The 23,093-nt window shown below is 71.0% G+C and carries 28 protein-coding genes; 13 read left to right on the top strand and 15 right to left on the bottom strand.

Annotated elements, in window-relative coordinates; genetic code table 11:
• Nucleotides 1-17 precede the first annotated feature (17 nt).
• Entirely contained in the window at nt 18-491 is a 474-nt protein-coding gene (locus BLV96_RS20295; RefSeq protein WP_086679248.1) for a DUF6319 family protein, read from the top strand.
• Between the two features lie 58 nt (nt 492-549).
• Here the strand turns inward: BLV96_RS20295 and BLV96_RS20290 are convergent, their stop codons facing one another.
• Entirely contained in the window at nt 550-903 is a 354-nt protein-coding gene (locus BLV96_RS20290; protein ID WP_086679247.1) for a cupin domain-containing protein, read from the bottom strand.
• Between the two features lie 118 nt (nt 904-1,021).
• On the opposite strand from BLV96_RS20290, the gene BLV96_RS20285 reads away from it, so the two are divergent.
• Nucleotides 1,022-1,738: a VIT1/CCC1 transporter family protein gene (locus tag BLV96_RS20285; RefSeq protein ID WP_086679246.1), complete on the top strand. Its 717-nt coding sequence runs from the start codon at nt 1,022-1,024 to the stop codon at nt 1,736-1,738.
• Here BLV96_RS20285 and BLV96_RS20280 read toward each other — a convergent pair.
• Nucleotides 1,735-3,192, bottom strand: coding sequence for a peptide MFS transporter (locus BLV96_RS20280; RefSeq protein ID WP_086679245.1), 1,458 nt, complete (start codon nt 3,190-3,192; stop codon nt 1,735-1,737). The two genes, BLV96_RS20285 and BLV96_RS20280, sit on opposite strands and share 4 nt — an antisense overlap.
• A gap of 190 nt (nt 3,193-3,382) precedes the next feature.
• On the opposite strand from BLV96_RS20280, the gene nhaA reads away from it, so the two are divergent.
• From nhaA to BLV96_RS20265, 3 genes are read left to right on the top strand one after another with little or no spacing between them, the layout of a single operon-like run.
• Nucleotides 3,383-4,561, top strand: a complete 1,179-nt coding sequence (nhaA, locus tag BLV96_RS20275) for a Na+/H+ antiporter NhaA (RefSeq protein WP_086679244.1) — start codon at nt 3,383-3,385, stop codon at nt 4,559-4,561.
• A gap of 59 nt (nt 4,562-4,620) precedes the next feature.
• A complete protein-coding gene (locus tag BLV96_RS20270) occupies nt 4,621-5,121 on the top strand; it encodes a phage holin family protein (RefSeq protein ID WP_086679243.1) in 501 nt (166 codons plus the stop codon).
• 4 nt (nt 5,122-5,125) lie between these two features.
• Nucleotides 5,126-6,046 (top strand): alpha/beta fold hydrolase, encoded by a 921-nt coding sequence (locus tag BLV96_RS20265; protein ID WP_086679242.1) that lies wholly within the window; start codon nt 5,126-5,128, stop codon nt 6,044-6,046.
• Here the strand turns inward: BLV96_RS20265 and BLV96_RS20260 are convergent.
• Complete coding sequence (locus BLV96_RS20260) at nt 6,026-7,123, bottom strand: FAD-dependent monooxygenase (RefSeq protein WP_086679241.1); 1,098 nt, start codon at nt 7,121-7,123, stop codon at nt 6,026-6,028. The two genes, BLV96_RS20265 and BLV96_RS20260, sit on opposite strands and share 21 nt — an antisense overlap.
• Before the next feature lie 109 nt (nt 7,124-7,232).
• On the opposite strand from BLV96_RS20260, the gene BLV96_RS20255 reads away from it, so the two are divergent.
• Nucleotides 7,233-8,114 carry a GntR family transcriptional regulator gene (locus BLV96_RS20255; protein ID WP_086679240.1) on the top strand — a complete coding sequence of 294 codons (882 nt, stop codon included), beginning with the start codon at nt 7,233-7,235 and terminating at the stop codon, nt 8,112-8,114.
• Here the strand turns inward: BLV96_RS20255 and BLV96_RS20250 are convergent.
• From BLV96_RS20250 to nth, 4 genes are read right to left on the bottom strand one after another with little or no spacing between them, the layout of a single operon-like run.
• The gene (locus BLV96_RS20250) at nt 8,111-9,295 is read right to left on the bottom strand and encodes a MarP family serine protease (protein ID WP_086679239.1); all 1,185 of its coding nucleotides are present in this window, start codon (nt 9,293-9,295) and stop codon (nt 8,111-8,113) included. The genes BLV96_RS20255 and BLV96_RS20250 overlap by 4 nt on opposite strands.
• Nucleotides 9,296-9,299: 4 nt before the next feature.
• Nucleotides 9,300-9,995: an NUDIX hydrolase gene (locus BLV96_RS20245; protein WP_086679238.1), complete on the bottom strand. Its 696-nt coding sequence runs from the start codon at nt 9,993-9,995 to the stop codon at nt 9,300-9,302.
• Nucleotides 9,992-10,591, bottom strand: coding sequence for a TlpA family protein disulfide reductase (locus BLV96_RS20240; RefSeq protein WP_086679237.1), 600 nt, complete (start codon nt 10,589-10,591; stop codon nt 9,992-9,994). The genes BLV96_RS20245 and BLV96_RS20240 overlap by 4 nt, the downstream gene beginning before the upstream one ends.
• Complete coding sequence (gene nth / locus BLV96_RS20235; protein WP_086679236.1) at nt 10,588-11,271, bottom strand: endonuclease III; 684 nt, start codon at nt 11,269-11,271, stop codon at nt 10,588-10,590. The genes BLV96_RS20240 and nth overlap by 4 nt, the downstream gene beginning before the upstream one ends.
• Nucleotides 11,272-11,498: 227 nt before the next feature.
• Between nth and BLV96_RS20230 the strand changes: the two genes are divergently transcribed.
• From BLV96_RS20230 to BLV96_RS20215, 4 genes are all read left to right on the top strand, one after another.
• On the top strand, nt 11,499-11,750 hold the full coding sequence (locus BLV96_RS20230) for a hypothetical protein (RefSeq protein WP_013230551.1): 252 nt from the start codon (nt 11,499-11,501) through the stop codon (nt 11,748-11,750).
• Between the two features lie 149 nt (nt 11,751-11,899).
• The gene (locus BLV96_RS20225; protein WP_003081747.1) at nt 11,900-12,574 is read left to right on the top strand and encodes a Crp/Fnr family transcriptional regulator; all 675 of its coding nucleotides are present in this window, start codon (nt 11,900-11,902) and stop codon (nt 12,572-12,574) included.
• A gap of 408 nt (nt 12,575-12,982) precedes the next feature.
• On the top strand, nt 12,983-14,230 hold the full coding sequence (locus BLV96_RS20220) for an MFS transporter (RefSeq protein WP_425266185.1): 1,248 nt from the start codon (nt 12,983-12,985) through the stop codon (nt 14,228-14,230).
• A 64-nt stretch (nt 14,231-14,294) separates the two neighbouring features.
• Nucleotides 14,295-15,353 (top strand): DNA polymerase III subunit beta, encoded by a 1,059-nt coding sequence (locus BLV96_RS20215; RefSeq protein ID WP_086679235.1) that lies wholly within the window; start codon nt 14,295-14,297, stop codon nt 15,351-15,353.
• On the opposite strand, the gene BLV96_RS20210 is transcribed toward BLV96_RS20215, so the two are convergent.
• On the bottom strand, nt 15,350-16,312 hold the full coding sequence (locus BLV96_RS20210) for an Lrp/AsnC family transcriptional regulator (RefSeq protein ID WP_086679234.1): 963 nt from the start codon (nt 16,310-16,312) through the stop codon (nt 15,350-15,352). The two genes, BLV96_RS20215 and BLV96_RS20210, sit on opposite strands and share 4 nt — an antisense overlap.
• Before the next feature lie 83 nt (nt 16,313-16,395).
• Here BLV96_RS20210 and BLV96_RS49235 point away from each other — a divergent pair, with 83 nt between their 5' ends.
• Entirely contained in the window at nt 16,396-17,211 is an 816-nt protein-coding gene (locus tag BLV96_RS49235) for a VOC family protein (RefSeq protein ID WP_244180344.1), read from the top strand.
• A complete protein-coding gene (locus BLV96_RS20200; RefSeq protein WP_086679232.1) occupies nt 17,208-18,365 on the top strand; it encodes a carboxylesterase family protein in 1,158 nt (385 codons plus the stop codon). The genes BLV96_RS49235 and BLV96_RS20200 overlap by 4 nt, the downstream gene beginning before the upstream one ends.
• On the opposite strand, the gene BLV96_RS20195 is transcribed toward BLV96_RS20200, so the two are convergent.
• The 7 genes from BLV96_RS20195 to sp36 all read right to left on the bottom strand — a co-directional run bounded on the left by BLV96_RS20195 (nt 18,343) and on the right by sp36 (nt 22,724).
• Nucleotides 18,343-18,597, bottom strand: a complete 255-nt coding sequence (locus tag BLV96_RS20195; protein WP_086679231.1) for a glutaredoxin family protein — start codon at nt 18,595-18,597, stop codon at nt 18,343-18,345. The genes BLV96_RS20200 and BLV96_RS20195 overlap by 23 nt on opposite strands.
• Nucleotides 18,594-19,364: an MBL fold metallo-hydrolase gene (locus tag BLV96_RS20190; protein ID WP_086679230.1), complete on the bottom strand. Its 771-nt coding sequence runs from the start codon at nt 19,362-19,364 to the stop codon at nt 18,594-18,596. The genes BLV96_RS20195 and BLV96_RS20190 overlap by 4 nt, the downstream gene beginning before the upstream one ends.
• Entirely contained in the window at nt 19,361-20,179 is an 819-nt protein-coding gene (locus tag BLV96_RS20185) for an NUDIX hydrolase (protein WP_086679263.1), read from the bottom strand. The genes BLV96_RS20190 and BLV96_RS20185 overlap by 4 nt, the downstream gene beginning before the upstream one ends.
• 109 nt (nt 20,180-20,288) lie before the next feature.
• A complete protein-coding gene (locus BLV96_RS20180) occupies nt 20,289-21,440 on the bottom strand; it encodes a hypothetical protein (RefSeq protein ID WP_086679229.1) in 1,152 nt (383 codons plus the stop codon).
• A gap of 36 nt (nt 21,441-21,476) precedes the next feature.
• Complete coding sequence (locus tag BLV96_RS20175) at nt 21,477-22,103, bottom strand: hypothetical protein (protein WP_086679262.1); 627 nt, start codon at nt 22,101-22,103, stop codon at nt 21,477-21,479.
• Nucleotides 22,103-22,558 carry a RidA family protein gene (locus tag BLV96_RS20170; RefSeq protein ID WP_086679228.1) on the bottom strand — a complete coding sequence of 152 codons (456 nt, stop codon included), beginning with the start codon at nt 22,556-22,558 and terminating at the stop codon, nt 22,103-22,105. Before BLV96_RS20170 ends, BLV96_RS20175 begins: the two co-directional genes overlap by 1 nt.
• Before the next feature lie 4 nt (nt 22,559-22,562).
• Nucleotides 22,563-22,724 (bottom strand): Sp36 family protein, encoded by a 162-nt coding sequence (gene sp36, locus BLV96_RS20165; RefSeq protein WP_086679227.1) that lies wholly within the window; start codon nt 22,722-22,724, stop codon nt 22,563-22,565.
• Between the two features lie 105 nt (nt 22,725-22,829).
• Between sp36 and BLV96_RS20160 the strand changes: the two genes are divergently transcribed.
• Complete coding sequence (locus tag BLV96_RS20160) at nt 22,830-23,078, top strand: hypothetical protein (protein WP_086679226.1); 249 nt, start codon at nt 22,830-22,832, stop codon at nt 23,076-23,078.
• Nucleotides 23,079-23,093: the final 15 nt, after the last annotated feature.

The raw sequence follows: 23,093 nt of genomic DNA, 5'->3' as shown, positions 1-23,093 counted from the left end.
AAGGAGACGACACGACGATGACCGTGGATGTCCTGACGCACGACGAGGAAACCGCTTCGGCTGCTCCGGCTTCGACTCCGGAGGTTTCTTCCGACGAGGCGACCGTCACCGAGTCCGCGTCCCCGGCTTCTTCGGAGGGCTCGGAAGAGCCCGCCGCCGAGGAGGCCCCCAAGCCGAAGCGCGGCCGCCCGAAGGGTGCGACGGCGTCGACGGCGAAGAAGACCCGCACGGTCGAGCTGATCCTCACGGTCACCGGCACCGCCGACGGCGAGTGGCAGGCCGAGCTGAAGAACGGTTCGAAGTGGGTCGCGAAGGGCCTGGAGATCCCCGCGGCGGCGGTGTCGCGCGCGGCCAAGGAGCTGCACGCGGACCTGTCCGGCCCGATCGACGAGGTGATCAACCAGGCCCGCGAGGCGCAGGCGGCGAAGGTCGCGGCGCTCGAGGCCGAGCTCGAGAAGGCCAAGCAGGCCCTCGCCGAACTGGACGCCTGAGGCTTAACTCCCAGGAGACGCCCGGTTCCGCTTCGAGCGGGGCCGGGCGTTTCCGCTTTCAGGCGATCGGCGGGTTACCCGGCAACGGCGACTTGAACTCCACCCACATCGAGTCCGTCAGCGCCTCCACGTGGTGGGCCACCCCGCGTGGGTGCAGCACCGAATCCCCCGGATCCAGCTCCGTCTCCACGCCGTCCACCGCTCCCCGCAGCCGGCCCGACAGCACGTACACGATCGAGTCGTGGTCGTGCGCGTGTGGTGGCGATGCCACCCCCGCCGGGTAGTGGATCAAATACGCCAGCCCGCTCGGCGCCGTCTCCAGCAGCCGGAAGCGGCCCTCGCCGCCTTGTAGCGGGAGGCCCTCCACCGTCCGCAGCGGCTGCCACACCTGGTCCTCCATACCCGCCATCATGGCCCATCGCGGCTGAGAGTCCACACAGGACGGCTTAGGTAAGGCATTCGTTAATTAGGCGTACCTGACAGAAAGAACAAGTCTCGCCACGATTCCCCATTCGTGTTTCACTTGTCCCGTGACCGATATCGCCGTGGAGCACGCCCACGAACCGCACCAGGGCGTGGGCGGCAAGCTGAACTGGCTGCGGGCCGGGGTTCTCGGGGCGAACGACGGGATCGTATCCGTCGCCGGCATCGTCGTCGGGGTCGCCGGCGCGACCACCGAAAGCACCACGATCCTCACCGCCGGAATCGCCGGGCTCGTCGCCGGCGCCTTTTCCATGGCCGGTGGGGAATACGTCTCCGTCAGCACCCAGCGCGACACCGAACAGGCCTTGCTCCGGCTGGAAAAGCAGGAGCTCAAGACGATGCCGGAGGCCGAGGAGCGCGAGCTCGCCGGAATCTACGAAGGCAAGGGGCTCTCGCCGGACCTAGCGACCCGGGTCGCCCGCGAACTGACCGAAAAGGACGCCCTGCAGGCGCACGCCGAGGCCGAACTCGGCATCGACCCGGACAACCTGACCAGCCCGTGGCAGGCGGCGTGGGCGTCGCTGCTCGCGTTCTCGGTCGGCGCGCTGCTGCCGATCCTGTCCATCGCCTGGGCCGGCGTCTCCCTGCGGGTGTGGGCGTGCGCGGCCGCGGTCGTCGTCGGCCTCACGCTGACCGGGTGGGTCAGCGCGAGGCTCGGCGACGCGAACGTGGGGCGCGCGATCCTCCGCAACGTCGGCGTCGGCGCCCTCACGATGGTGGTGACCTACTTCGTCGGGGTGATCTTCGGCGTCACCGTGGGCTAATGCACGCCCTTCATCAGCTTGCGGATGAAGGGGATACCCAGGAACAGCAGCACGCCGACGCCGATGGCGACCCCGCCGACCGTGCTGAAGTACGGCGCTTCGTCGTCGACCGAGTAGTACTCGGCGAGCTTGCCGGACATCGCCGTGCCGAACGAAACCGACAGGTAGTTCAGCGCCACCATCTGCGTCCGGAACGCCTCGGGCGCGAGCTTCGTCGACAGCGACAGCCCGACCGGCGAGAGGCACAGCTCGGCGATCGTGAACACGAACAGGATGCCGACCAGCACGAGCATCGGGCTCGCGTTCTTGCCGCTGCCCACCATCGGCAGGAACAGCAGGAACGCCACACCCATCAGCACCGTGCCGAGGACGAACTTCATCGGCGTCGACGGCTGGCGCTCACCGAGCTTCGTCCACAGCGCCGCCAGCAGGGGCGCGAACACGATGATGAACACCGGGTTGATCGAGGCGACCCAGGGCACCGGCAGCTCCCAGCCGAACAGGCTCCGGTTCAACCGCTGGTCGGTGTAGGCCGCGACGACCGTGAACTGCTGCTGGTACAGCGAGAAGAACACCGCGCTGGCGATGAACATCGGGATGAACGAGAACACCCGGCTGCGCTCGTCCGAGGTGATCTTCCGGCTGGTCAGGATGACCAGGAAGTAGATCACCGAGATCACGCCGACCACCACGACGACGACGTCGGCGAGGTTGCCCGGGGTGACGACGCCGGTCATGACCAGCACCAGGATCGCCGCCACCAGCAGGAGGGCGCCGCCGACCGCGAGCGCGCGATGCGACGACGGCAGCGGGTTGGGGACCTCCCTGGCCTTGTCGCCGAGGTTCTTGCGGCCGACCGCGTACTGGGTCAGGCCGAGCGCCATACCGACGGCGGCGAGGCCGAAGCCGAGGTGGAAACCGACCTCCGACTGCGCGAGCCCGGTCAGCAGCGGCCCGACGAAACCGCCGAGGTTGATGCCCATGTAGAAGATCGTGAAGCCGGCGTCGCGCCGTTCGTCGCCGTCGGCGTAGAGCGTGCCGATGATCGCCGTCGCGTTGGACTTCAGCCCGCCGCTGCCGACCGCGACGCACACGAGACCGACGCCGATGCCGGTCAGGCCGGGCAGCAGCGCCAGGCTGATGTGGCCGATCATGATCAGCACGGCGCTGTAGAAGAGCGTGCGTTCGGAGCCGAGCAGCCGGTCGGCGACCCAGGCGCCGATGACGGCGGAGAGGTACACCAGCCCGCCGTACGCGCCGACGATGCCGAGCGCCGTCTCCTGCGCGAGGCCGAGACCGCCCTGGTCGACCTGGTAGTAGAGGTAGATCGGCAGGATGCCGAGCATCCCGTAGAAGGAGAAGCGCTCCCACATCTCCACGCCGAAGAGGTTCGCCAGTCCTCGTGGGTGCCCGAAGAACCTCGTGTCCCGCTGGACCTCGGTAGAGGTGCTCACAACTCTGTCTTCCTTTGTCTCGGACTTCGTTGTCGTTTCGCATGCTAAGAGGGCTCGCTGGTTAATCACCACCGGTACCCGATGTGGCGGCGGCCATAACGGTCCGTGACAAAGAGGGATTAAAATAACCTCAAGGTGCGCCGGGAAGTCTGGTCGGCAACAGTGATCAGCGACCCCGGGAGCCGCCCCGATGACCCGCCCGTTCAGCGAATTCGCCCGCTACCTGCGCACCGAGACGACCGGCGGGCTGATCCTGCTCGCCGCGACCGCCGTCGCCCTGCTCTGGGCCAACTCCCCGCTGCGCGACAGCTACCACGCGCTGCGTGACTTCCGGCTCGGCCCGGAGTTCCTGCACCTGAACCTGACGCTCGGCGACTGGGCGAAGGACGGCCTCCTCGCCCTGTTCTTCTTCGTCGCCGGGCTCGAGCTCAAGCGCGAGCTCGTCATCGGCGAGCTGTCCCGCTTCAAGCAGGCGATCCTGCCGGTCGTGGCCGCGGCCGGCGGCATGGTCGTGCCCGCGCTCGTCGCGCTGTCGGTCGGCTGGGGGACGCCGGGCATCGAACGGGCCTGGGCGATCCCGGTGGCGACGGACATCGCGTTCGCGCTCGGCGTGCTCGCGCTGACCGCGTCGAACCTGCCTTCGAGCGCGCGGGTCTTCCTGCTGTCGCTGGCCGTGGTGGACGACCTCGGCGCGATCGTCGTCATCGCCGTCGTCTTCACGACGGGCTTCGACCTGGTCGCGGTGGCCGTGGCGGTGGCCGCGCTCGCGCTGTACGCCTTCCTGCAGCACCGCCGGGTCCGCACGCCGTGGCTGTACGTGCCGCTCGCGCTGGTCGTCTGGGTCGCCGTGCACTCGGCGGGCATCCACGCGACGATCGCCGGCGTCGCGCTCGGCCTGCTCACCCGCGTCCGCGCCGACGAAGGCGAGGCCGAAGCACCCGCATTGCGGCTGGAACACCGGCTCCAGCCGTGGTCGGCGGCCGTCGCCGTACCGCTGTTCGCGCTGTTCGCGGCCGGGATCTCGGTCAGCGGCGACGCCCTCGGCGCGGTGTTCACGACGGCGTTGCCGCTCGCGGTGCTCGCCGGGCTGCTCGGCGGCAAGGTCGTCGGGATCTTCGGCGCGAGCTGGCTCGCGGTGCGGCTCAAGACCGCCGAAATGCCCCGCGGCATGGGCTGGCGCGACATCGGCGCGTTGTCCGTGCTCGGCGGCGTCGGGTTCACGGTCAGCCTGCTGATCGCGGAGCTGGCGCTGCCGGGGGACACGAGTGAACTGGCGAAGGCGGCGGTGCTGATCGCCTCCGCGGTGGCGTCCCTGCTCGCGGCGGTTCTGCTCCTGAAGCGCAGCCGGGTGCACGCCGAAGCGGATTGATCGCCGACACTCGCGTACTCCGCCGCGCCCGCTCCAGGGCGTCATGGCACGATGACCCGGTGAGCAGCCCCAAACACGAACGCACCGGCCCCGACGGCGTGGGGGCCGTGCCTTACCTCCCGCTGTCCTCCGACACCGACGTCCCCGGCGACCAGTCGATCGGCAGGCTCGTCGGCGACGCGACCCAGCACATCTCGACCCTGGTCCGGGCCGAGATGGAGCTCGCGAAGTCCGAGCTGGTCGGCGAGGTGAAGAAGGGCCTCAAAGGGGCCATCTACTTCCTGATCGCGCTGACGGTCCTGCTGTACAGCTCGTTCTTCTTCTTTTTCGCCCTCTCCGAAGGTCTCGCGGACTGGTTCCACGGCCTTCACCGCTGGGGTGCGTTCCTGGTCGTCCTGGGCCTGATGTGGGTCGTCACGGCGGTGGCCGGGTTCCTCGGCTACCGCAAGGTGAAGAAGTTCAAGGCACCCGAGCGGACGATCGCCAGCGTCAAGGAGACGGCCTCCGCGCTCAAGCCGCACAAGGCGGCCGACGCCGACTTGACCACCACGCGCGACTGAGTCGTTGCACCCGTCCCCCGACCCGTCGAGCGTCCGGCTCGACGGCCCGTGGGCGCACCGCGACGTGTCCGCCAACGGCATCCGGCTGCACGTCGCCGAGCTCGGCGAGGGGCCCGTCGTGGTGCTGCTGCACGGGTTCGCCGAGTTCTGGTGGACCTGGCACCACCAGCTGCGGGCACTCGCCGACGCCGGGTTCCGCGCGGTCGCCGTCGACCTGCGCGGCTACGGCGACTCGGACAAGCCACCGCGCGGTTACGACGCCTGGACGCTCGCCGGTGACGTCGGCGGCCTGATCAAGTCGCTCGGGGCGCGCCGCGCCCACCTCGTCGGGCACGCGTGGGGCGGCATGCTCGCCTGGACGGTCGCGTCCCTGCACCCCCGGCTCGTCTCGTCGGTGACGGCGATCGGCGCCGCCCACCCCCTCGCGCTGCGGACCGGCGCCGCCCGGCCGTGGCGCGGCCAGGGCCGCGCGGCCGGGCACCTCTTCCGCTTCCAGGTGCCGATGGCGCCGGAGAAGTGGCTCGTGAAGGACGACGCCCGCGCCGTCGCGGACCTGTTCGGCGGCTGGGCCGGGAGCGGCTGGCGGTCCACTTCGGACTTCACCGCCAGCGTCGAGGCGTTCCGGCAGGCGATGCTCGTGCCCGGCGTCGCGCACAGCGCGCTCGAGTACTACCGGTGGGCGTTCCGCGCGCAGTTCCGCGGTGAGGGCCGCCGGTTCACCGACGCCGTCGGAAGCCGGATCGCGGCGCCGACCCTGCAGCTGCACGGCGCCGACGACACCTGCATCCTCCCCGAGACGGCGACGGCGTCGGTGCGCTGGGCGGGCCCGCACGCCGAGCCGGAGCTCTGGCCGGGCGTCGGGCACTTCCCCCACCTCGAAGCGCCGGACCGCACGTCGGCGGCGCTAGTGGACTTCCTCGAGTGAGATGGCGTTCTTCGCGCGCTCGGTCGACTCCTCGGAAGGCCCTCCCGTCGGGTTTTCCGTGGCCAGCGCCTGGTTGAGCGCCACGAACGGCCGCATCCGACGCTCGTAAGCCGCGAAGGCGGTTTCGTGCTCCGCGCGGCCCAGTTCCTGAGCGAGGACGTACGCGCCGACGAGCGCGAGGCTCGTGCCCTGGCCGGACAACGCGGACGCGCAGTAGCCGGCGTCCCCGACGAGCACCACGCGGCCGGCCGACCAGCGGTCGAGGTGGATCTGGGCCATCGCGTCGAAGTAGAAGACGTCCGCGGCCGCCATCGCTTCCAGCAGCTTCGGCACCTCCCAGCCGACGCCGCCGAGCCGTTCGGCGATCAACCGCTTCTGCTCGGGGACCGTCATCCGGGGCAGGGGCTCCGAGCCGAAGCCGAGCGTCACGCGCAGCTCGGTGTTGCCGCGGACCGGGTAGACCACGCCGCCGGTGTGCTCGTGCCGGAACCAGACCTGCCAGTCCTCGAGGCCCAGGAAATTGGCCGTGGGGAAGATCGCCAGGTACTGGCCGAGGTGGCGGACGAACTCCGCCTCCGGCCCGAAGGCCAGCCGCCGCACCGCCGAGTGCAGGCCGTCCGCGCCGACGACCAGGTCGAACGTCCGGAAGCCGCCGTGCTCGAACTCCACGCGCACGCCGTGCGGTTCCTCGGTCAGCGCCGTGATCACGTCGCCGTAGACGTACTCCACGTCGGTCGCCTCGTGCAGGATCGCGACGACGTCGTCGCGCAGGACCTCGAAGTCCTCGCTGTCGAGCCGTCCGCTGCTGTAGGTGAACTCCTCGGACCGGAACAGCTCCTGGCCCTCACCGTCCACCATGGACATTCCCCGCATCCGGGTGCGCAGGGCGCGCATCCGGTCGCCGAGGCCCATCCGGTCGACGACGTCGAGCGCCGCCCCCCGCACGTCGATCGCCTGGCCGCCGGTGCGCGGGCCGGGCGCACGCTCCACGACGGTGACCGCCCAGCCCGCGCGGGACAGGAACCAGGCCAAGGTGCCGCCGGCGACACCGGCGCCGGAGATCAGAACGTTTCGCAAGAGATCCTCCAGGGTTGTACGCTGCTGCGCACCACAGTGGAGTTACCGCAGCTGAACAGGCAAATCTGTACTAGTACAGCCGGCTGTCTGTACTGGATCAGGGGGAAGCGTGAAGTACGCGGTCATCGCCGACGAGCTGCGCGGCCGGATCGCCCGCGGCGAGCTCCCGCCGGGGGCGCGGGTGCCCTCGACCCGGCGGCTCGCGGCCGACCACGGCGTCGCGATGGCAACGGCCGCCAAGGCCCTGGCCGTGCTGAGCCAGGAGGGGCTGGTGCGCGCCGAGCCGCGCTCGGGCACGGTCGTCGCGAGCCGGGAGCGGCGCGGCAGCCAGCAGCGCCTGACCCGCGATCGGATCGTGCGCACGGCGATCGAGATCGCCGACGCGGAAGGCCTGGCCGCGTTGTCCATGCGCGGCGTCGCCGCGCGCCTGGGCGCCGCGACCATGGCGCCGTACAAGTACGTCGGCGGCAAGGACGAGCTCGTGCTGCTGATGGCCGACGCCGCGTACGGCGAGCGCGGCTACCCGGAGAACCCACCGCCGGGCTGGCGCGACCGGCTGACGCTCGGCGGCCGCACGCTCTGGTCGCTCTACCGCCGGCACCCCTGGCTGGCCCAGCTCGCGCCGGTCACCCGTCCGTTGCCGCTGCGCAACCTCGGCCTGCACGCCGAATGGGCGCTGGCCGCGCTGAGCGAGCTCGGCGTCGACGCGGCGACGCTGTGCGATCTCCACGTGCTGTTCTTCAGCTACATCCAGGGCATCGCGATCCACCTCGAACGCGAGCAGCACGCGCTGGCCGCGTCCGGGTTGTCCGAGGAGCAGTGGATGGACAAGCAGGCTCCGGCGATGGCGCCGATGGTCAGCGGCCGGCCGGTGTTCGCCCGGATGCTCCGGGAGCTGGGCGAAACCGGCTACGACCTGGTGCTCGACGACATCTTCGAGTCGGGCATGCGGGCGCTGCTGGACGGTCTCGCGCTGCGGTTCGGGCGTTAGGCCGCGCAGGAGCCGGTCGACACGTTGGTCGTCTGCGACGGCGCCGCGTCGACCTCGGCCCGCACCTGCTCGGCGGTCAGCGTGAAGCCGGTTTCCGGGTCCTCGACCGCCGCGCCGAACACGACGCCGATGACCCGGCCGTCCGGCGTCACCATCGGGCCGCCCGAGTTACCGCTGCGGATCTCGGCGCGGACGGTGAAGACGTCCCGCTGCACGGTGTTGGCGTCGTAGATGTCCGGGCCGCGCAGGTTGATCCGGCCGCGCACGCGGGCGGGTGTCGCGCGGTACGGGCCGTCGAGCGGGTAGCCGAGCACGATCGCGCTGTCGCCGGCGAGGGCCGTCTCGGACGCGAACTGCAGGGCCGGGGCGCGCAGCCGCGGCACGGCGAGCACCGCGATGTCGACCTCGGGGTCGAAGTAGACGACGCGCGCCGGGTAGTCGCCCTGGGTCGTCTCGATGCCGACGGTGTCGGTGCCGGCCACGACGTGCGCGTTCGTCATCACCCGCTGCGGCGCGATCACGAACCCGCTGCCTTCGAGGGACCGCGAGCACGAGCTGGCGCTGCCGCGGATCTTGACGACGCTGCCGTGCAGCTGCTGGACGGTCCCGCTGCTCTGCAGCGCCGGGTCCGGCGGTGACGTGTCGGCCGTCGGGGCCTTCTGGAACGGGTCGACGATGGACGGGAAGCCGGACGCGTCGAGCAGCTTGCGCAGCTGGCTCGGGAAGCCCTGCGCGGCCTCGGGCATGGCGTCGTTGACCTTGCCGAGCACCACTGAGCCGTTGATCGCCTTGGCGAGCCCCGGCACGCCGGACACGGTCGTCAGCGGCGTCGCGATCAGCCACGCCACCACGAAGACGACGAGGGCCTGGACGACCGCGCCGAGCGTCTTGTCGATGCCGGAGAGCTTGTCGGGGTTGATCTTCTGGCGGAGCTTGCGGCCGACGTAGACGCCGATCGCCTCGCCGAAGGCGACCAGGAACACGACGGTCGCGACCGCGAAGGCGACCTTCCACACCGGGTCGTCGAAGAAGGCGACGACCACCGGCGCGAGCTTGATCCCGATGAGCGCGCCGAGCACGACGCCGACGAGCGACGGCAGCGCGACGATCACGCCCTGGTACGCACCGGACACCGCCGCCAGCACCGCCAGCAGCAGGACCAGCACATCGACCCAGTTCACGCCGTCACCCCTCTGCCAGCCGCGCCTGGTAGGCGGCGAGCGCCTCGTCGAGGTCCCGGACGTCGCCCGAGTCCCATTCGCGCTCCCAGCCTCCCAGGCCGAGCAGGACGGACAGCAACCCGGCGGTGAAACCCCAGACGAACAGGCCCGAGACCTCGAACGCCGGGCCCTTCCAGGGCGCGCCGGCCTTCTGGACCGTGAACCGGTTGGCCGGGTCGGCCAGGTCGGCGAGCGCGACGCGGGCGACGGACGCCGTCTCGCCCGGGTCCACGGCGTGCACCGGCGAGGGGGTGTCCCAGTGCGCCAGCACCGGCGTCACGGCGAACTTCGAGACCGGGACGAACAGCTCCGGCAGCACCGCGACCGGCCGGACGCCGGACGGGACCACCCCGGTCTCCTCCTCGGCCTCGCGCAGCGCGGTGCCGATCGGGCCGCCGTCGCCGTCCTCGGCGCCGCCGCCCGGGAAGGCGACCTGGCCGGCGTGCGAGCCCAGGGTGTCGGCGCGACGCTGCAGCAGGACGTCGGGCTCGCCGTCGGCCTCGCGTTCGCCGAAGAGGATGAGCACCGCGGCGGCGCGCGTGTAGGTGCCCTCGGGCGGGCTGAACCGGGTGAACGTCTTCGAATCGACCTCGCCGCTGACCTTGACCAGCGGACGGAGCCACTCGGGGACGGACTCCGGCTCGACCAGCGGTCCGATCATGAAGTCCCTCCCACAGCCGCGCGCACCTGGTCAGTGTTCCCGAACGTCGGCGGGTTCGCGATGAACCGCACTTCGCCGGCCGCGGTGACGAGGTAGGAGACCGGGAGCCGCGGCGGCACCTTCAGCGCGGTGCGAATCGGCCCGCTCTGCCCGTCGCCGTCGTAGACCGAGGGCAGGTGGACGCCCAGCTTGGCGAGCAGTTCCAGCCCGTCCTTCGCGGGGCTCTGCACCTGGACGCCGAGCACGCGCACGGCCCCCGGCTGCTTCGCGTACTCCTGGAGCACGGGCAGCTCGGTCCGGCACGGCTCGCACCACGACGCCCACACGTTGACCAGCACCGGAGCCCCGGCAAGGACCTGGCCGACGTCGACGCTCGCGCCGTCGCCGAGGCACTCCGCCTTGACCCCTTCGAGCTGCTTCACCGGCCGCGTCGAACTCGGAGCCGGACACGCTTGGAGCGCCGCCGCGGACCGGGCCGGGGCCAGGTCCTCCGACGGCTTCGCGGCGCTGTCGTCACCCCCGCGGGGCAGCAGCGCCACGATGAGCGCCACCGCCAGCACGGCGGCGGCCAGCGCCCACTTGGTGACGGTCGTCACCGGGGCGCCGCCATGGCCAGGATGTGGTCCTTTTCGACCCCTTTGACCAGCTTCGCGGCTTCCTCGAAACCGGTCGGGCCGGTGCCGTAGGACGGGCAGTCCCGGGCCAGCGGGCAGGCGCCGCAGGCGGGCTTCTTGGCGTGGCAGACGCGCCGGCCGTGGAAGATCACCCGGTGCGAGAGCATCGTCCACTCCTTGCGGGGGATCAGCGCGCCGACCGCGTGCTCGACCTTGACCGGGTCCTCTTCGGCCGTCCAGCCCCAGCGGCGGACCAGCCGGCCGAAGTGGGTGTCGACGGTGATGCCCGGGACGTCGAAGGCGTTCCCGAGCACGACGTTGGCCGTCTTGCGGCCGACGCCCGGCAGCGTGACGAGGTCGTCGAGCTTGGCCGGGACCTCGCCGTCGAAGCGCTCGACCAGCGCCGCGCCCAGGCCCATGACGGAGTTCGCCTTGGCCCGGTAGAAGCCGGTGCTGCGGAGGTACTCCTCCAGCTCGGTCCGGTCGGCGCCGGCGTAGTCGGCGGCGGTCCGGTAGCGCTTGAAGAGCGCGGGCGTGACCAGGTTCACCCGGACGTCGGTGGTCTGCGCGGACAGCACGACCGCGACCAGCAGTTCCAGCGGAGTGGTGAAGTCGAGCTCACAGTGGGCGTCCGGATAAACGTCGTCCAAGCAACGCTTCATCCGCCTGGCGCGTCTCACCAGAGCTAACCGGCTTTCACCAGCGCCCTCACGGGGGGCGTTCGTGGTGGCAGGTGGCACCCCGATAGCCTACGGGCGCCGTCGGACGAGCCGGTCAGTGCACCGGTGGACGACCGACACGCCAGAGCACCACCTCGGCGCAGTTTTCCGGCCGCCATGAGCGAGGATCTGGAGTAGATGCTTTTCACTGAGTGTTTCGGGGTCCGGTCATGACCGTCTGGTTCGTCATCCTGGTCCCCCTGGTGATCATGTTCTTCGCGCTGTTCATGGAACGCGTGGAGAGCCGGCTCAAGCACGTCGCGGTGCAGGAGAACGAGGTCGAAGAGTTCCTCGAGCAGGCGCAGCCCAACGAGGTCAGGGCGCTCTACGGGCACGGCATCGGCCGTGCGCTGGAGCTGTTCCGGCTGCGTAGGCTGGGCGGACGGGCAGCCAGGCTACGCGCGCGTCGCGTGCGGAGTTAGGCTCCACGTTCGAACGAGATCATCCGGCGGGCGCGCGCGTCCGACGGGCGATCTCGTGAGTACGCCCTAGACTGACGCGCAAGTGATCGGCGTCACGCTCTTCCACACGAGGGAGGGCGTGAACGTTTCTCGACGAGGAGGCACCCGAGGTGGACGAAACCCTGGCCCGTGCGGGCATTTTCCAGGGTGTGGAGCCGGCAGCGGCGGAGGCGCTGGCCCAGACCTTGGAATCCGTGGAGTTCCCCCGCGGCCATGTCATCTTCAACGAGGGTGAACCCGGCGACAAGCTGTACATCATCCAGTCCGGCAAGGTGAAGATCGGCCGCAAGTCGCCCGACGGCCGCGAGAACCTGCTGGGCATCTTCGGCCCGTCCGACATGTTCGGCGAGCTGTCCATCTTCGACCCCGGCCCCCGGACGTCGAGCGCGACCACGGTCACCGAGGTCCGCGCGGTCACCATGGACCGCCCGGCCCTGCGCCAGTGGATCTCGACCCGCCCGGAGATCGCCGAGCAGCTGCTGCGCGTGGTCGCGCGCCGCCTGCGCCGGACGAACAACATGGTCGCGGAACTGATCTTCACCGACGTCCCGGGCCGCGTGGCACGGGCGCTGCTGCAGCTCGCGCAGCGGTTCGGCAGCCAGGAGGCGGGCCTGCTGCGGGTCACGCACGACCTGACGCAGGAAGAGATCGCCCAGTACGTCGGCGCGTCCCGCGAGACCGTCAACAAGGCTTTGGCCGACTTCGCCCACCGCGGCTGGCTGCGGCTCGAAGGCAAGAGCGTGCTGATCCTGGACCCCGAGCGGCTGGCTCGCCGGGCTCGCTGAGTTCTTTCACGAAGAAGGCCCCCTCACCCTTTCGGGCGAGGGGGCCTTCTTCGTTGGTCACCCAAAACGCAGTGTTTGATCAAAACAAAGAGCCGGGCGCCACCCCCGACGTGGCGCACCGGCTCTTCGTTTGTCGCGCGGACCATCCCCCGACGATCCGCGCTCCCCGCCCTCCGGGATCAGGCCCCGACCCAAGTGCCGGAGGGAGCTGGGTTCTGTGCTGTTGTTCAACCATCACGGCCCATACCCACGAATTCAAGGCCATTCACTCTCAAGGACGCCGTCCCGGCCGTTTCGTTGCACGAGTTCACGGAGAATATCGTTAGTGTTACCCGATCGAGACCTGGTGACGCAGCTGACCGTCAAATAACTGGTACTCACGTACCACTCTGCGGCATACTGGTACGCGTGTCCCACTCCGAAGGTCGTACGTCTCTGGCCGACTACCGCGGCGCGCTGACGACCCGCGCCGCCCGGTGGCCCGCCGTCGCGTCCGTGCTCGCGCGCCTGCCGATCGCCATGATCGGCATCTCGGCCCTGCTCTACGTCCAGCGCGAGACCGGGTCCTTCGCCGCCGCCGGGCTGGTCTCGGCCGGCTCGCTCGTCGGCGTTTCGGTGGGCGCGGTGATCCAGGGCCGGCTGATCGACCGATTCGGCCCGACGCGGCCGTTGCTCATCGTGTCGGCGCTGCTCGCGCTGTCCATGACCGCCCTGGTCGCGGCCATCGAGTCGCACGCCCCGACGACGGTGCTCGTGGCGTTCGCCGCGGCGACCGGCCTGTCGGAGCCGATGGTCGGCTCGGCGTCCCGCGCCCTGTGGACCCGCCTGCTGCCCCCGGGTGGCGCGCGCAACGCGGCGTTCTCGTACGAGGCGATCAGCATGGAGGTGTTCTTCATCCTCGGTCCCGGTGTCGCCGGGCTGCTGGTGCTGGCCCCGTGGGCGGGCACCGGCCTGGTGCTGGGCGTCGCGGTGCAGTTCACCGGCGCGGTGCTGTTCGCGCTGAGCCCGGCCGTGCGCGCGTGGGGTCCCGCCGAATCTTCGTCCGGCTCGCTCTTGGGCGCGCTGGCCAGCCCGGGCATGCGGACGCTGGCGCTGGCCGCGCTCGGGTTCGGCGTGGTGATCGGGTTCGTCGAGGTGGCGGTCCCGGCATCGGCGACCGAGGCCGGCGCGCCTTCGTTCGGCGGGCTGCTGCTTTCGGCGTGGTCGCTGAGCTCGGTGGCGTTCGGCGTGGCGTACAGCCTCCGCCCGTGGCCGCGCCGGATGGGCCAGCGGCTGCCGGCGTTGCTCGGCGGCTTCGGGGCGCTGGTCGCGCTGCTCGCGTGGCCGTCTTCGCTGTGGGGGCTGGCGCTGATGATGCTGCTGGCCGGTGCGTTGATCACCCCGCAGTCGACGGCGCACTCGTCGGCGATCGAGCTGGTCGCGCCGTCCGGGACCGCGGCGGAGGCGTTCGGCTGGGTGCTGACGGCGGTGACGCTCGGCTTGGCCGCCGGTCAGTCGGTCAGCGGGTACGTCGTGGAGCACGCCGGCCCGTCGGCGGCCTTCTTGACGGCGAGCGTGGCCGGGTTGGTGCTCGCGCTGCTGGTTTGGCTGTTGCGGGGGACGGTCCGGGCTCCCGCCTCCGCCCCGGCGGCTCCGTCGCTGGTCGGCGCCCGCTAGTCGTTTTCGCAGGTCAGCGGCTTCTGGTGGCGTTTTTGTCGGTGGTCACCGCTAGCTTGCGGGTATGGACGTCACCGCGCCTGCCCACCGCCTCTCGGCGGCCGTGTCCGCCGCTTCGCGGCTGCTGCCCGCCCGCGCCGGGCTGCGGTTGCGGGCGGACGCGGCCGGGCTGACGGTCGCCGGCAGCGACCCGGATCTGGCCGTCCGGTTCGACTGCCCGGCGACCGCGCACACGGACGGTTCGGTCACCGTCCCGGCGGCCCCGCTCGCCGAGACGTTGAAGATGCTCGACGGCCTCGTGCGCTTGGTCGTCGAAGGCAGCCGCCTGGCCTTGCGGCTCGACAACGCCCGTTTCGCGCTGCCGCTGTTGTCCACCGAGTCCGGCCCACCGGTCCCCGAGCCACCCCGGGTGTCCGAAGTGGACGGTGGCGCGTTCGCCTCGGCGCTGCGGATCGTGGCGGGAACGGCGTCGAAGGACGACCCGCTCCCGCTGTTCACGGGAGTCCGGCTCCAGGCGGACTCCCGGCTGACGCTGACGGCGTCGGACCGCTACCGGATGGCGGTGGCCCGGCTGCCGCTGCTGTCCCCGGGGTCGTTGGACGTCTTGGTCCCGGCGACGCTGCTGACCGAGGCGGCCCGCCAGGCGAAGGGCACGGTCGGTCTGCACGCGGGCCCGGGCCGGTTCGGGTTGAGCTGGCCGGGCGGCCTGGTGGGCACGGCGGTCCTGGACGCGGGGTTCTTGTCGGAGGACTCGATCCCGTCCTCCGCGGTCGACACGAAGGTGACGGTGGAGGCGGACGCGCTGGCGGCGGCGGTCCGCCGGGTGGGGGTGTACGCGGAGGACAGGCGAGTGCTGACCCTGGAGGTCGGCGACGCCCAGGTCCGCTTGGCGAGCGCCCGCCAGGACACGGGTGAGGCGGAGGAGACGCTGAAGGCCGAGGTCAGCGGAGGTCGGACGTCGCCTTCGTTCCAGGCTCGGTATTTGCTGGACGCGTTGCAGGCGTTTGCGGGCGAGCGGGTGGAGTTGTCGATCCAGCCGGGGATGCGGGCGTGCATCTTGCGGGCGGCGGAGGCCGGGGAGGTGGAGCTGACTTACTACCTCATGCCGATGCTGGCCCGTTAGGGCTGCAGGGTGCCGAAGCGCTTCAACGTCCTGATCATCGGGGCCGTCTCCACCCGCTGAACTCCCGTCAACCCACCCAGGTCCTCGGCCAAGTACTCGTACAGCGCCGCGTCGTCGCGGCAGCCCACGTTGGCCACCATGTTCGCCGGGCCCGTGGTCGCCGCCGCGAAGGCCACCTGGGGGTGCTTTGCCAACGCCCGCCCCGTCGACTCCAATGCCGATGGGGCCACCGTCAACCACAACGTCGCCGTCAGCGGGTAGCCCAGCAAAGCCGCGTCCACCTCCACGTCGAAGTACAACGCTCCCGACCCTCGCAACGCCGACAACCGACGGCGGACCGTCGACCCCGAACGGCCCGATGCCGCCGACAATGTCGACATGTCGGCACGACCGTCCTGGGCCAGCGCCGTCAGCAGCTCCACGTCGCCCGGCTCTGGAACGTAAGACGCCACCGAAAGAACCGGCCGCAAAGCAGCGACCTGGGCAGCGGACAACGCACTCGACCGGCCTGACCACCCTGCCGGCCCGCCCGCGAACCGGCGCAGCAGCCGGTACGCCGTCATCGACACCACCCGGGGCGTCCGGGGCAGGTGACCCAGCAACAGCCCGTCCGCCTCCTCGCGCAGCGGCGCCCGGATGAAGCACACGATCTCCGTTCCGCCGGACATCAAGCTCACCCACTGCGTGTCCGGCCGGCGGGCCAGGGCCGCCGCGATCGCGCCTGCCGCGTCCGGGACGCAGCGCAGCCGGACCAGCCAGTGCACCTGCCCCAGCGGCGCCGCCTCCGGGACGCCCACCACCCGCAGCACCCCGGACGAACGCAGCTTCCGGTAGCGGCGCGCCACCGTCTGGTCCGAGACCCCCAGCACCGCTGCGATCGTGCTGAACGACGCCCGACCGTCCAGCTGCAACGCGTGCGCCAAACAGCGGTCCAGGTCGTCGAGCAGGCCGGATTCCACCAAACAAGCCTAGACATTGTCGGATTCCGCGCACAATACGAGCGCAGAGGGAAGGAACGGCCGAAGGCGCCCACGCTGGAGCCGTGAACATCGACCACACCGTCTTCCTGACCCGGGACTACGAACGCACCTGGCAGCGCTACGAGCAGCTCGGCTTCACGCTCAGCCCGCCGTCGCGGCACTTCGCGTCCCCGACCGGCACGAGCGAACCGGTCCCGAGCTGCACCGCGAACCGCTGCGCCTACTTCGGCGGCTCCTTCCTCGAACTCATCGGCATCGTCGACGAAGGCGCCGGCGACCCGTGGCACGTCCTGCCCATCCTCGACGCCCGCGGCGACGGCCTCCACGGCTGCTCCTTCGGCGTCGACGACTCCGACGAAGCCGCGAGAAGGCTGCAAGAAGCCGGTCTTTCGACGTCGGGAGTCCTGAAGCTGCAACGGGACGTCCAACTACCCGAAGGCACTCGCACCGCACGCTTCCGCAGTGTCCACATCAGACGCGACCGCACTCCCGAAGGCATCCTCCACACCGCAGAGCACCTCACCCCCGAGTACGTCCACCAGCCGCGCTACCTCGACCATCCCAACGGCGCCAAGGCCGTCGCCGGGATCGTCCTCGTCGTCCCCGATGACGAAATCGCCGCCTACAAGAGCCGCTACGCCGTGATCACCGATGGCCAGGACCTCGTCGACATCGTCGGCGTGACCGACCTCCTACCCGGCGAAACCCCGAAGGAACTGCCTTACTTCGCGGCCCACGGCGTCGTGGTGGCGGATCTCGCGAAAGCGCGGACACTGGTCGAGCGGCACGTCCCGACCACGACTCACCGCAAGGGATTCTTCGTCCGCGCCGAGGACGCCCTGGGGGCCGCCGTCTACTTCGAACAGGAGGCACGATGATCGTCGAAACCAGCACCGGTCGGATTCGCGGCAACGCCGGAGCGTTTAAGGGAATCCCTTACGCCACAGCGAAACGCTTCGAACTGCCGACCAGGCCGCGGCCGTGGACCGGAGTCCGCGACGCGCTGGAGCCCGGCCCCGCGGCGCCGCAACCGCCGTCACGCCTGGAGCACGCCCTGGGCCCGATGCCCCTGCCGCAGAGTGAGGACTGCCTGAGCCTCAACGTCTTCACGCCGTCGACCACCGGGAGCCGGCCGGTGCTCGTCTGGATCCACGGCGGCGGGTTCTCCAGCGGCTCGGGCGGCCAGGTCTGGTACACCGGCACGCGCCTGGCCCGCGAGGCCGACGTCGTCGTCGTGACGCTCAACTACCGCCTCGGCGTGCTCGGATTCCTGAGCGCCGAAGGGATTCCGCCGAACCTCGGGATCGCCGACCAGCTCGCCGCGCTCGACTGGGTTCGCGACAACATCGCCGCCTTCGGCGGGAACCCGGCCGAGGTCACGCTCAGCGGGCAGTCGGCCGGCGCGCAGTCGACGCTCGCCCTGTGGTCGTCCCCGCGCACCGAAATCAAGCGGATCGCCCTGCAGAGCGCGCCACTCGGGATGCGACCGTCCACACCGGACGAAGCCGCGGTGTCCGCCGGCCGTTTCACCGAAGCCCTGAAAGACGACATCCGCACGGTCCCGATCGACCGGCTGCTCGCCGCCCAGCTCTCGGTCCCCGGCAAGCCCGGCTCGATCGAACCGCCGTTCCAGCTGGTCGCCGACGGCGATCTCGTCGCGGACGACCTCATCGAAGCCGCGCCCGAAGGCCCGGCGCTGATCAGCTGGACCCGCGAAGAACTGCGCGCCTTCGTCCCCGACGCTCCCCCGGAAGCGATCGACGAGGCGAACAAGTTCTTCACCAGCGACCGGCTGACGGAGAAACTCGGCGCCTTCACCTACCGCTTCGACTGGCAGGCACCGGGCAACCGGTTCGGCGCCTGCCACTGCATCGACATCCCGTTCCTCTTCGGCACCCACGACGTCTGGGACGCGCCGATGCTCGACGGCGCCCCGGCGGGCCTGGAGAACGAAACCGGGCTGCGCGAGGTGTGGGCCGCCTTCCTCCACGGAGAGCGGCCCGGCGCGCTCAGCCCGCCGAAGCTGCCTTGACCGCGGCCTCGACCTCGGCGAAGGAGGGGTTCACCATCGCTGTCGACCCGACGATCACGGTCGGCACCGTCTCGTTGCCGTTCGCGACCTCGCGCACGCGCGCGGCGGCGTCGGGGTCCTCCCAGATGTTGATCTTGCGGATGTTGAAGCCGCTCCTGGACATCGGCCGGTCCAGCGCGGCGCAGAACCCGCACCCCGGACGCCAGTAGAACTCGACCTCGACGTTGCTCATCCCTGTTCCTCCGACCGCAAGTAGTCCAGCTGCGCCTGCACGCTCAGTTCGGCCGGCGCCCACAGCACCCGGTCGACGTCGGCGTACACGACTTCGACGACCTGGCGCGGGGTCGCGTCCGCACCCAGCTCCTTCAGAGCCGAACGCACCTGGTCCAGCCGCTGTTCCCGGTGGGCAAGGTACTCGCCGGCGGTCGCGGCGAGATCGGGCAGCTCTGGACCGTGCCCCGGCAGGCCGAGCGTGCCGGCCGGCAGCTCGATCAGCTTCCGCAGCGAGCGCAGGTAGTCGCCGAGGTCGTGCAGGACCGTCGTACCGCGGCCGAGGATGGTGTCGCCGGTCAGCACCTGGCCGTCGAGCACCAGCGACACGGAGTCGTCGGTGTGCCCGGGGGTGTGCAGCACGCGAATCGACAGACCGCCCGCCGAGATCACCTCACCGTCCACAAAGGACGAAGCGCCGAGGCACAGTGACTGGTCGAACGCCCGTACCGGCGCGCCGACGCGCTCGGCGAACCACGGCGCGCCCTCGGCGTGGTCGGGGTGGAAGTGCGTGAGCAGCACCAACTCGACGTCGCCGACGCCGGCCAGCAGTTCGAGGTGCTCGAGGTCACGGTAGCCGGGGTCGACGACCACGGCCGGGGTCGACGGCGTCGCCCGCAGCACCCAGCTGTTCGTGCCTTCGAGCGTCATCGACGACGGGTTGTTCTCCAGCAGCACCGACGCCGTCTCGGACACCTGGCGCAGCACGCCGTACGCGGGGGCAGTCATCGCTTCTCCAGTACGACGCGGACGTGGTCGTTCTCACGGACGAGCGTCGGCGCGATGCGGACGATCTCGCGCCGCTCGTTCAGGATGTCGTCGGCGGTCGCGAACTTCGCCAGCTCGCTCAGTGTCAGCCAGGTCGGCGGCATCAGCATGCGGCGGCCTTCGCGCGCGTCCGCGATCGCGTCTTCCGGGCGCTGCCAGCCGGAGCCCGACGCCTCCGACGTCGCGCCGTCGGCCTGCTGCCCGTCCGGCAGCTTCGCGACGTAGAAGCGGGTGTCGTACCGGCGCGGCTCCTGCTCGGGGGTGATCCAGTGCGCCCACGGGCGCAGCAGGTCGGCCCGCAGGGTCAGGCCCGCGTCGGTGAGGAACCCCGCCAGGGACACCTCGCGCGTCTCCAGGGCCTGCCGGGCGGCCGCGTACGGCGTGACGTCGGTGAGGACGGCGTCCGCACCGCCCGCGAGCAGCACGCCGGACTCCTCGAACGTCTCGCGCACCGCCGCGCAGGTCAGCGCCCGCGCGAGCGCGTCGTCGCAGCCGAACCGCGAGGCCCACCACGACGGCTCCGGGCCGGCCCACGCCACCGACGCGTCAGCGTCGCGCTTGTCGACCCCGCCGCCGGGGAAGACAGTCATCCCGCCCGCGAACGGCATGCCCTTGACCCGGTGCTGCAGGAAGATCTCGACGCCGTCGGCGCCGTCCCGGACCAGGATCACGGTGGCCGCGTCCTTCGGGACGACGGGCGGCCCGTCGGCGTTGGCGCGGGTGGCTACCCCGGCACCGACGGGGAGGTCGAAGACAAACTCCGTTGGCTGCTCCACCACCGGAACATACCTCCGGACCCCCGCGTTCCGTCGCGCGGTTGTGGCATCCCAGACAGCGGAAAGGCGGAGCTTTCACGTGAAAGCTCCGCCTTTGCCGAAGATGAACCTAGGGAGCGGTCCAGCCGCGCTGGTCGCCGCCGGAGCGGGAAGCGCCGTTGAGCCGCATCTTCGCCGCCTCGGCCCGCTCGCGCTCGGCCAGCTCCGCGTGCAGCTCACGCAGCAGCGCCCGGTCGCGCTCGCTCAGGCTCGGGTCGTCCAGGTCCAGCGCGGGCAGCTCGACGACCTCGTGCATCGACGGCTTGCCCGCGGCGATCTCGCGGCCCTTCTCCGGGTCCTCGGCCAGCGCCTGCCGCAGCTGCGCGACCTCGGCCGGTGTCAGGTCGGCGGTGCGCTCCGCCCGCGTCTCGGACCGGTCGGACGACCGCTCCACGCGCGACTGGCGGGGCGGCTCCGGGGCGGGCGGCGGCGACACGATCGGCACCACCGGGGCCACCGGCTCCGGCGGGGTCGTCGTGGCCGTGCTCGACCGGATGCTGTGCCGGCTGCCCGAAGACTCCGCGACCGGCTCGGCCTTCACCGTCACCGGCGGCTTGACCGGCTCGGGCCGGTACACCGAAGCGGACGACGTCGTGCTCCCGGTCACCCAGGCGGGCGACGCGGCCGCCGAAGCGGCCTGGTGGTACTCGGAGTGCGCGACGCCCGGACCGCTGACCTCGACGACGGAGTGGATCCCGGCCCGGCGCAGCGCCGTGTCGACGCGGAACGCGACGGCGGGCGGGTTGCCCTCCGGCCCCAGCTCGACCAGCACCACCCGCTGCGGCAGCGCGCCCGGCACGCTGCCGGCCGGTGTGTTGCGCCACACCGCGTGCACCGACCGGACGTCCGGCAGCACCTGCAGCGTCCGGTCGAGCGCCTCGGCGATGCCGAACTCCGGGGAGTTCTCGCCGGTGAACCGGTGCGTGTTGACCGGCTCGGCCTCGTCGACCAGCAGGTCGTTCGCCAGCGTCGCGTCCGAGCGGCTCATCTCGAGGACGAGCGCGAGCTCGCGCTGCTCGGCGGAGCTGACCGGGATCCGGCCCGCGATGAGCGTGCCGGTGGTCAGCTCGACCGCCTCGTCGATGTGGGCCCGGGCGATCAGCTCACGCGCTTCGGTGAGTGCGCTGTCGTCGATCCGGCCCGCCAGGGCCAGCAACAGGTTGTGCAGGCGCAGGGGCACCGAAAACCCGTCCATGGGCGGGCCGTCGTGGACCTCCACCATTGCCTTGCTCCCTCCCAGCTCGCTGGCGGGCGAGCGTTATGCGGCTACTAGCCGGTTCCCCGCAGCGGCGCCCACGCAGACCAGTTCCGAATCGGCCAGCGCGGCCCGGTGGTACTCCGGCAGGTCGAAGCGCGGCGGGATGACCTCGACGCTGGGCTCTTCGTCGCCCAGCACGCGCAGCACCCGCTGCAGTTCACCGGTCAACCTCGGCAGACCGTTGAGCGCGGTGATCAGCAGGACGCGCTTGGCCGTGCCCTGCCCGACCACACCGACGTGTCGCCAGCTCTGCCGCACTTCCCCCACGTCCGGGCGACCGCGCAACGTTGCGTGGATCAACACGGACACGGAGTCGACCGAGTTAACCCATTCGGGCGCACTCGCCGTGAATGTGTACCGGTTCTCGGCAACGTCGTCTACCCCCAGCGTCGAACTGACCTGGTGCCAGTCGGCGCCGTGCGGGATGAGACCGGCCACGAGCAGGCGGTACTCCGTCTGGTCGAGGTCAATCCTGTGCTTAAGCAAAGACCTCGGCAGGGTCCGGGCGAGCGTGCCCATGGCGCCCTCGCCGAGCCAGTCGCGGAACCGCCACAGCAGCTGGTCGGGCAGCCGCCCGGCCAGCCGGAGCAGCAGCTCGTGGGTGGACTGCTCGATGTCCGGGTCCATCACTGCACCTCCACGATCAGTTCGACCTCCACCGGCGACCCGATGGGCAGCTCCGCGACGCCGACGGCCGAGCGGGCGTGGATGCCCGCGTCGCCGAAGACCTCGCCGAGCAGCTCGGACGCGCCGTTGACGACCGCCGGCTGGCCGGTGAAGCCCTCCGCGGAAGCCACGAAGCCGACAACCTTGACGATCCGCGTGACGTTGTCAATGCCGACCAACGCGTGCACGGCCGCGAGCGCGTTGAGCGCCGACGTGCGGGCGTGGCCCTTCGCCTCTTCGGGGCTGATCTCCGCGCCGACCTTGCCGGTCGCGGCGAGGACGCCGTCGACGAAGGGCAGCTGGCCGGAGGTGTAGACGTGGTTGCCGCTCTGGACGGCGGGCACGTAGGCGGCCAGCGGGGCCGCCACGCCGGGCAGCTCGAGGCCGAGCTCCTTCAGCCGTTCGCTCCAGCTCACGAGGTCAGCCCTTCGGACGCTTGAGGTACGCGACGTGCTGCTCGCCCGTCGGGTTCGGCAGCACGGTGACCAGTTCCCAGCCGTCCTCGCCCCACTGGTCGAGGATCTGCTTCGTCGCGTGGATCAGGAGGGGGACGGTCGCGTACTCCCACTTGGTGGCGCTCATGAAACGGGAGCGTAGCCAAGCGGGCAAGACCGCCGGGGGCCACCGCCGGAAAACGGCGTGCGACGCGCCGGGGTGTGGTTCATCTCACGTCGCTAGCGTGGACCCGTGGATACGTGGCGCGTGATCGCGACGGCGCTGCTCGCGGCGGCCGGGCTGCCCCTGGTGCTCGTCGTGATGGCCAAGGTGCGCGACCGGACGCAGAGCTCGGGCCAGGTCGCCCTCGGCGGCGTGATCACCTTCACGCTGCTGCTCGTCGTGGGTGTGCTCACCCTCACGGTGCTGCCCGGGCTCGTCGCCTGGGTGCTGGTCGCGGCGGTCGCCGCTGCGGTCAGCGTCATGCTGCTGGCCAGCTGAGAGCTGATTTAGGGT

This window comes from Amycolatopsis pretoriensis (assembly GCF_900107925.1).
GTDB lineage: Bacteria > Actinomycetota > Actinomycetes > Mycobacteriales > Pseudonocardiaceae > Amycolatopsis > Amycolatopsis pretoriensis.
The sequence above is the reverse complement of the archived record's forward strand: the minus strand, read 5'-3'. Positions and strand labels throughout refer to the sequence as shown.

Bases quoted from the DNA above. Each gene is read 5' to 3' on its own strand.
- BLV96_RS20295 (WP_086679248.1), top strand. From the start codon at position 18: ATGACCGTGGATGTCCTGACGCACGACGAGGAAACCGCTTCGGCTGCT.
- BLV96_RS20245 (WP_086679238.1), bottom strand. From the start codon at position 9,995: ATGATCGGACCGCTGGTCGAGCCGGAGTCCGTCCCCGAGTGGCTCCGT.
- BLV96_RS20215 (WP_086679235.1), top strand. From the start codon at position 14,295: ATGGACGTCACCGCGCCTGCCCACCGCCTCTCGGCGGCCGTGTCCGCC.
- BLV96_RS20230 (WP_013230551.1), top strand. From the start codon at position 11,499: ATGACCGTCTGGTTCGTCATCCTGGTCCCCCTGGTGATCATGTTCTTC.
- BLV96_RS20290 (WP_086679247.1), bottom strand. From the start codon at position 903: ATGATGGCGGGTATGGAGGACCAGGTGTGGCAGCCGCTGCGGACGGTG.
- BLV96_RS20200 (WP_086679232.1), top strand. From the start codon at position 17,208: ATGATCGTCGAAACCAGCACCGGTCGGATTCGCGGCAACGCCGGAGCG.
- nth (WP_086679236.1), bottom strand. From the start codon at position 11,271: ATGAAGCGTTGCTTGGACGACGTTTATCCGGACGCCCACTGTGAGCTC.
- BLV96_RS20190 (WP_086679230.1), bottom strand. From the start codon at position 19,364: ATGACTGCCCCCGCGTACGGCGTGCTGCGCCAGGTGTCCGAGACGGCG.
- BLV96_RS20195 (WP_086679231.1), bottom strand. From the start codon at position 18,597: ATGAGCAACGTCGAGGTCGAGTTCTACTGGCGTCCGGGGTGCGGGTTC.
- BLV96_RS20180 (WP_086679229.1), bottom strand. From the start codon at position 21,440: ATGGTGGAGGTCCACGACGGCCCGCCCATGGACGGGTTTTCGGTGCCC.
- nhaA (WP_086679244.1), top strand. From the start codon at position 3,383: ATGACCCGCCCGTTCAGCGAATTCGCCCGCTACCTGCGCACCGAGACG.
- sp36 (WP_086679227.1), bottom strand. From the start codon at position 22,724: ATGAGCGCCACCAAGTGGGAGTACGCGACCGTCCCCCTCCTGATCCAC.
- BLV96_RS20175 (WP_086679262.1), bottom strand. From the start codon at position 22,103: ATGGACCCGGACATCGAGCAGTCCACCCACGAGCTGCTGCTCCGGCTG.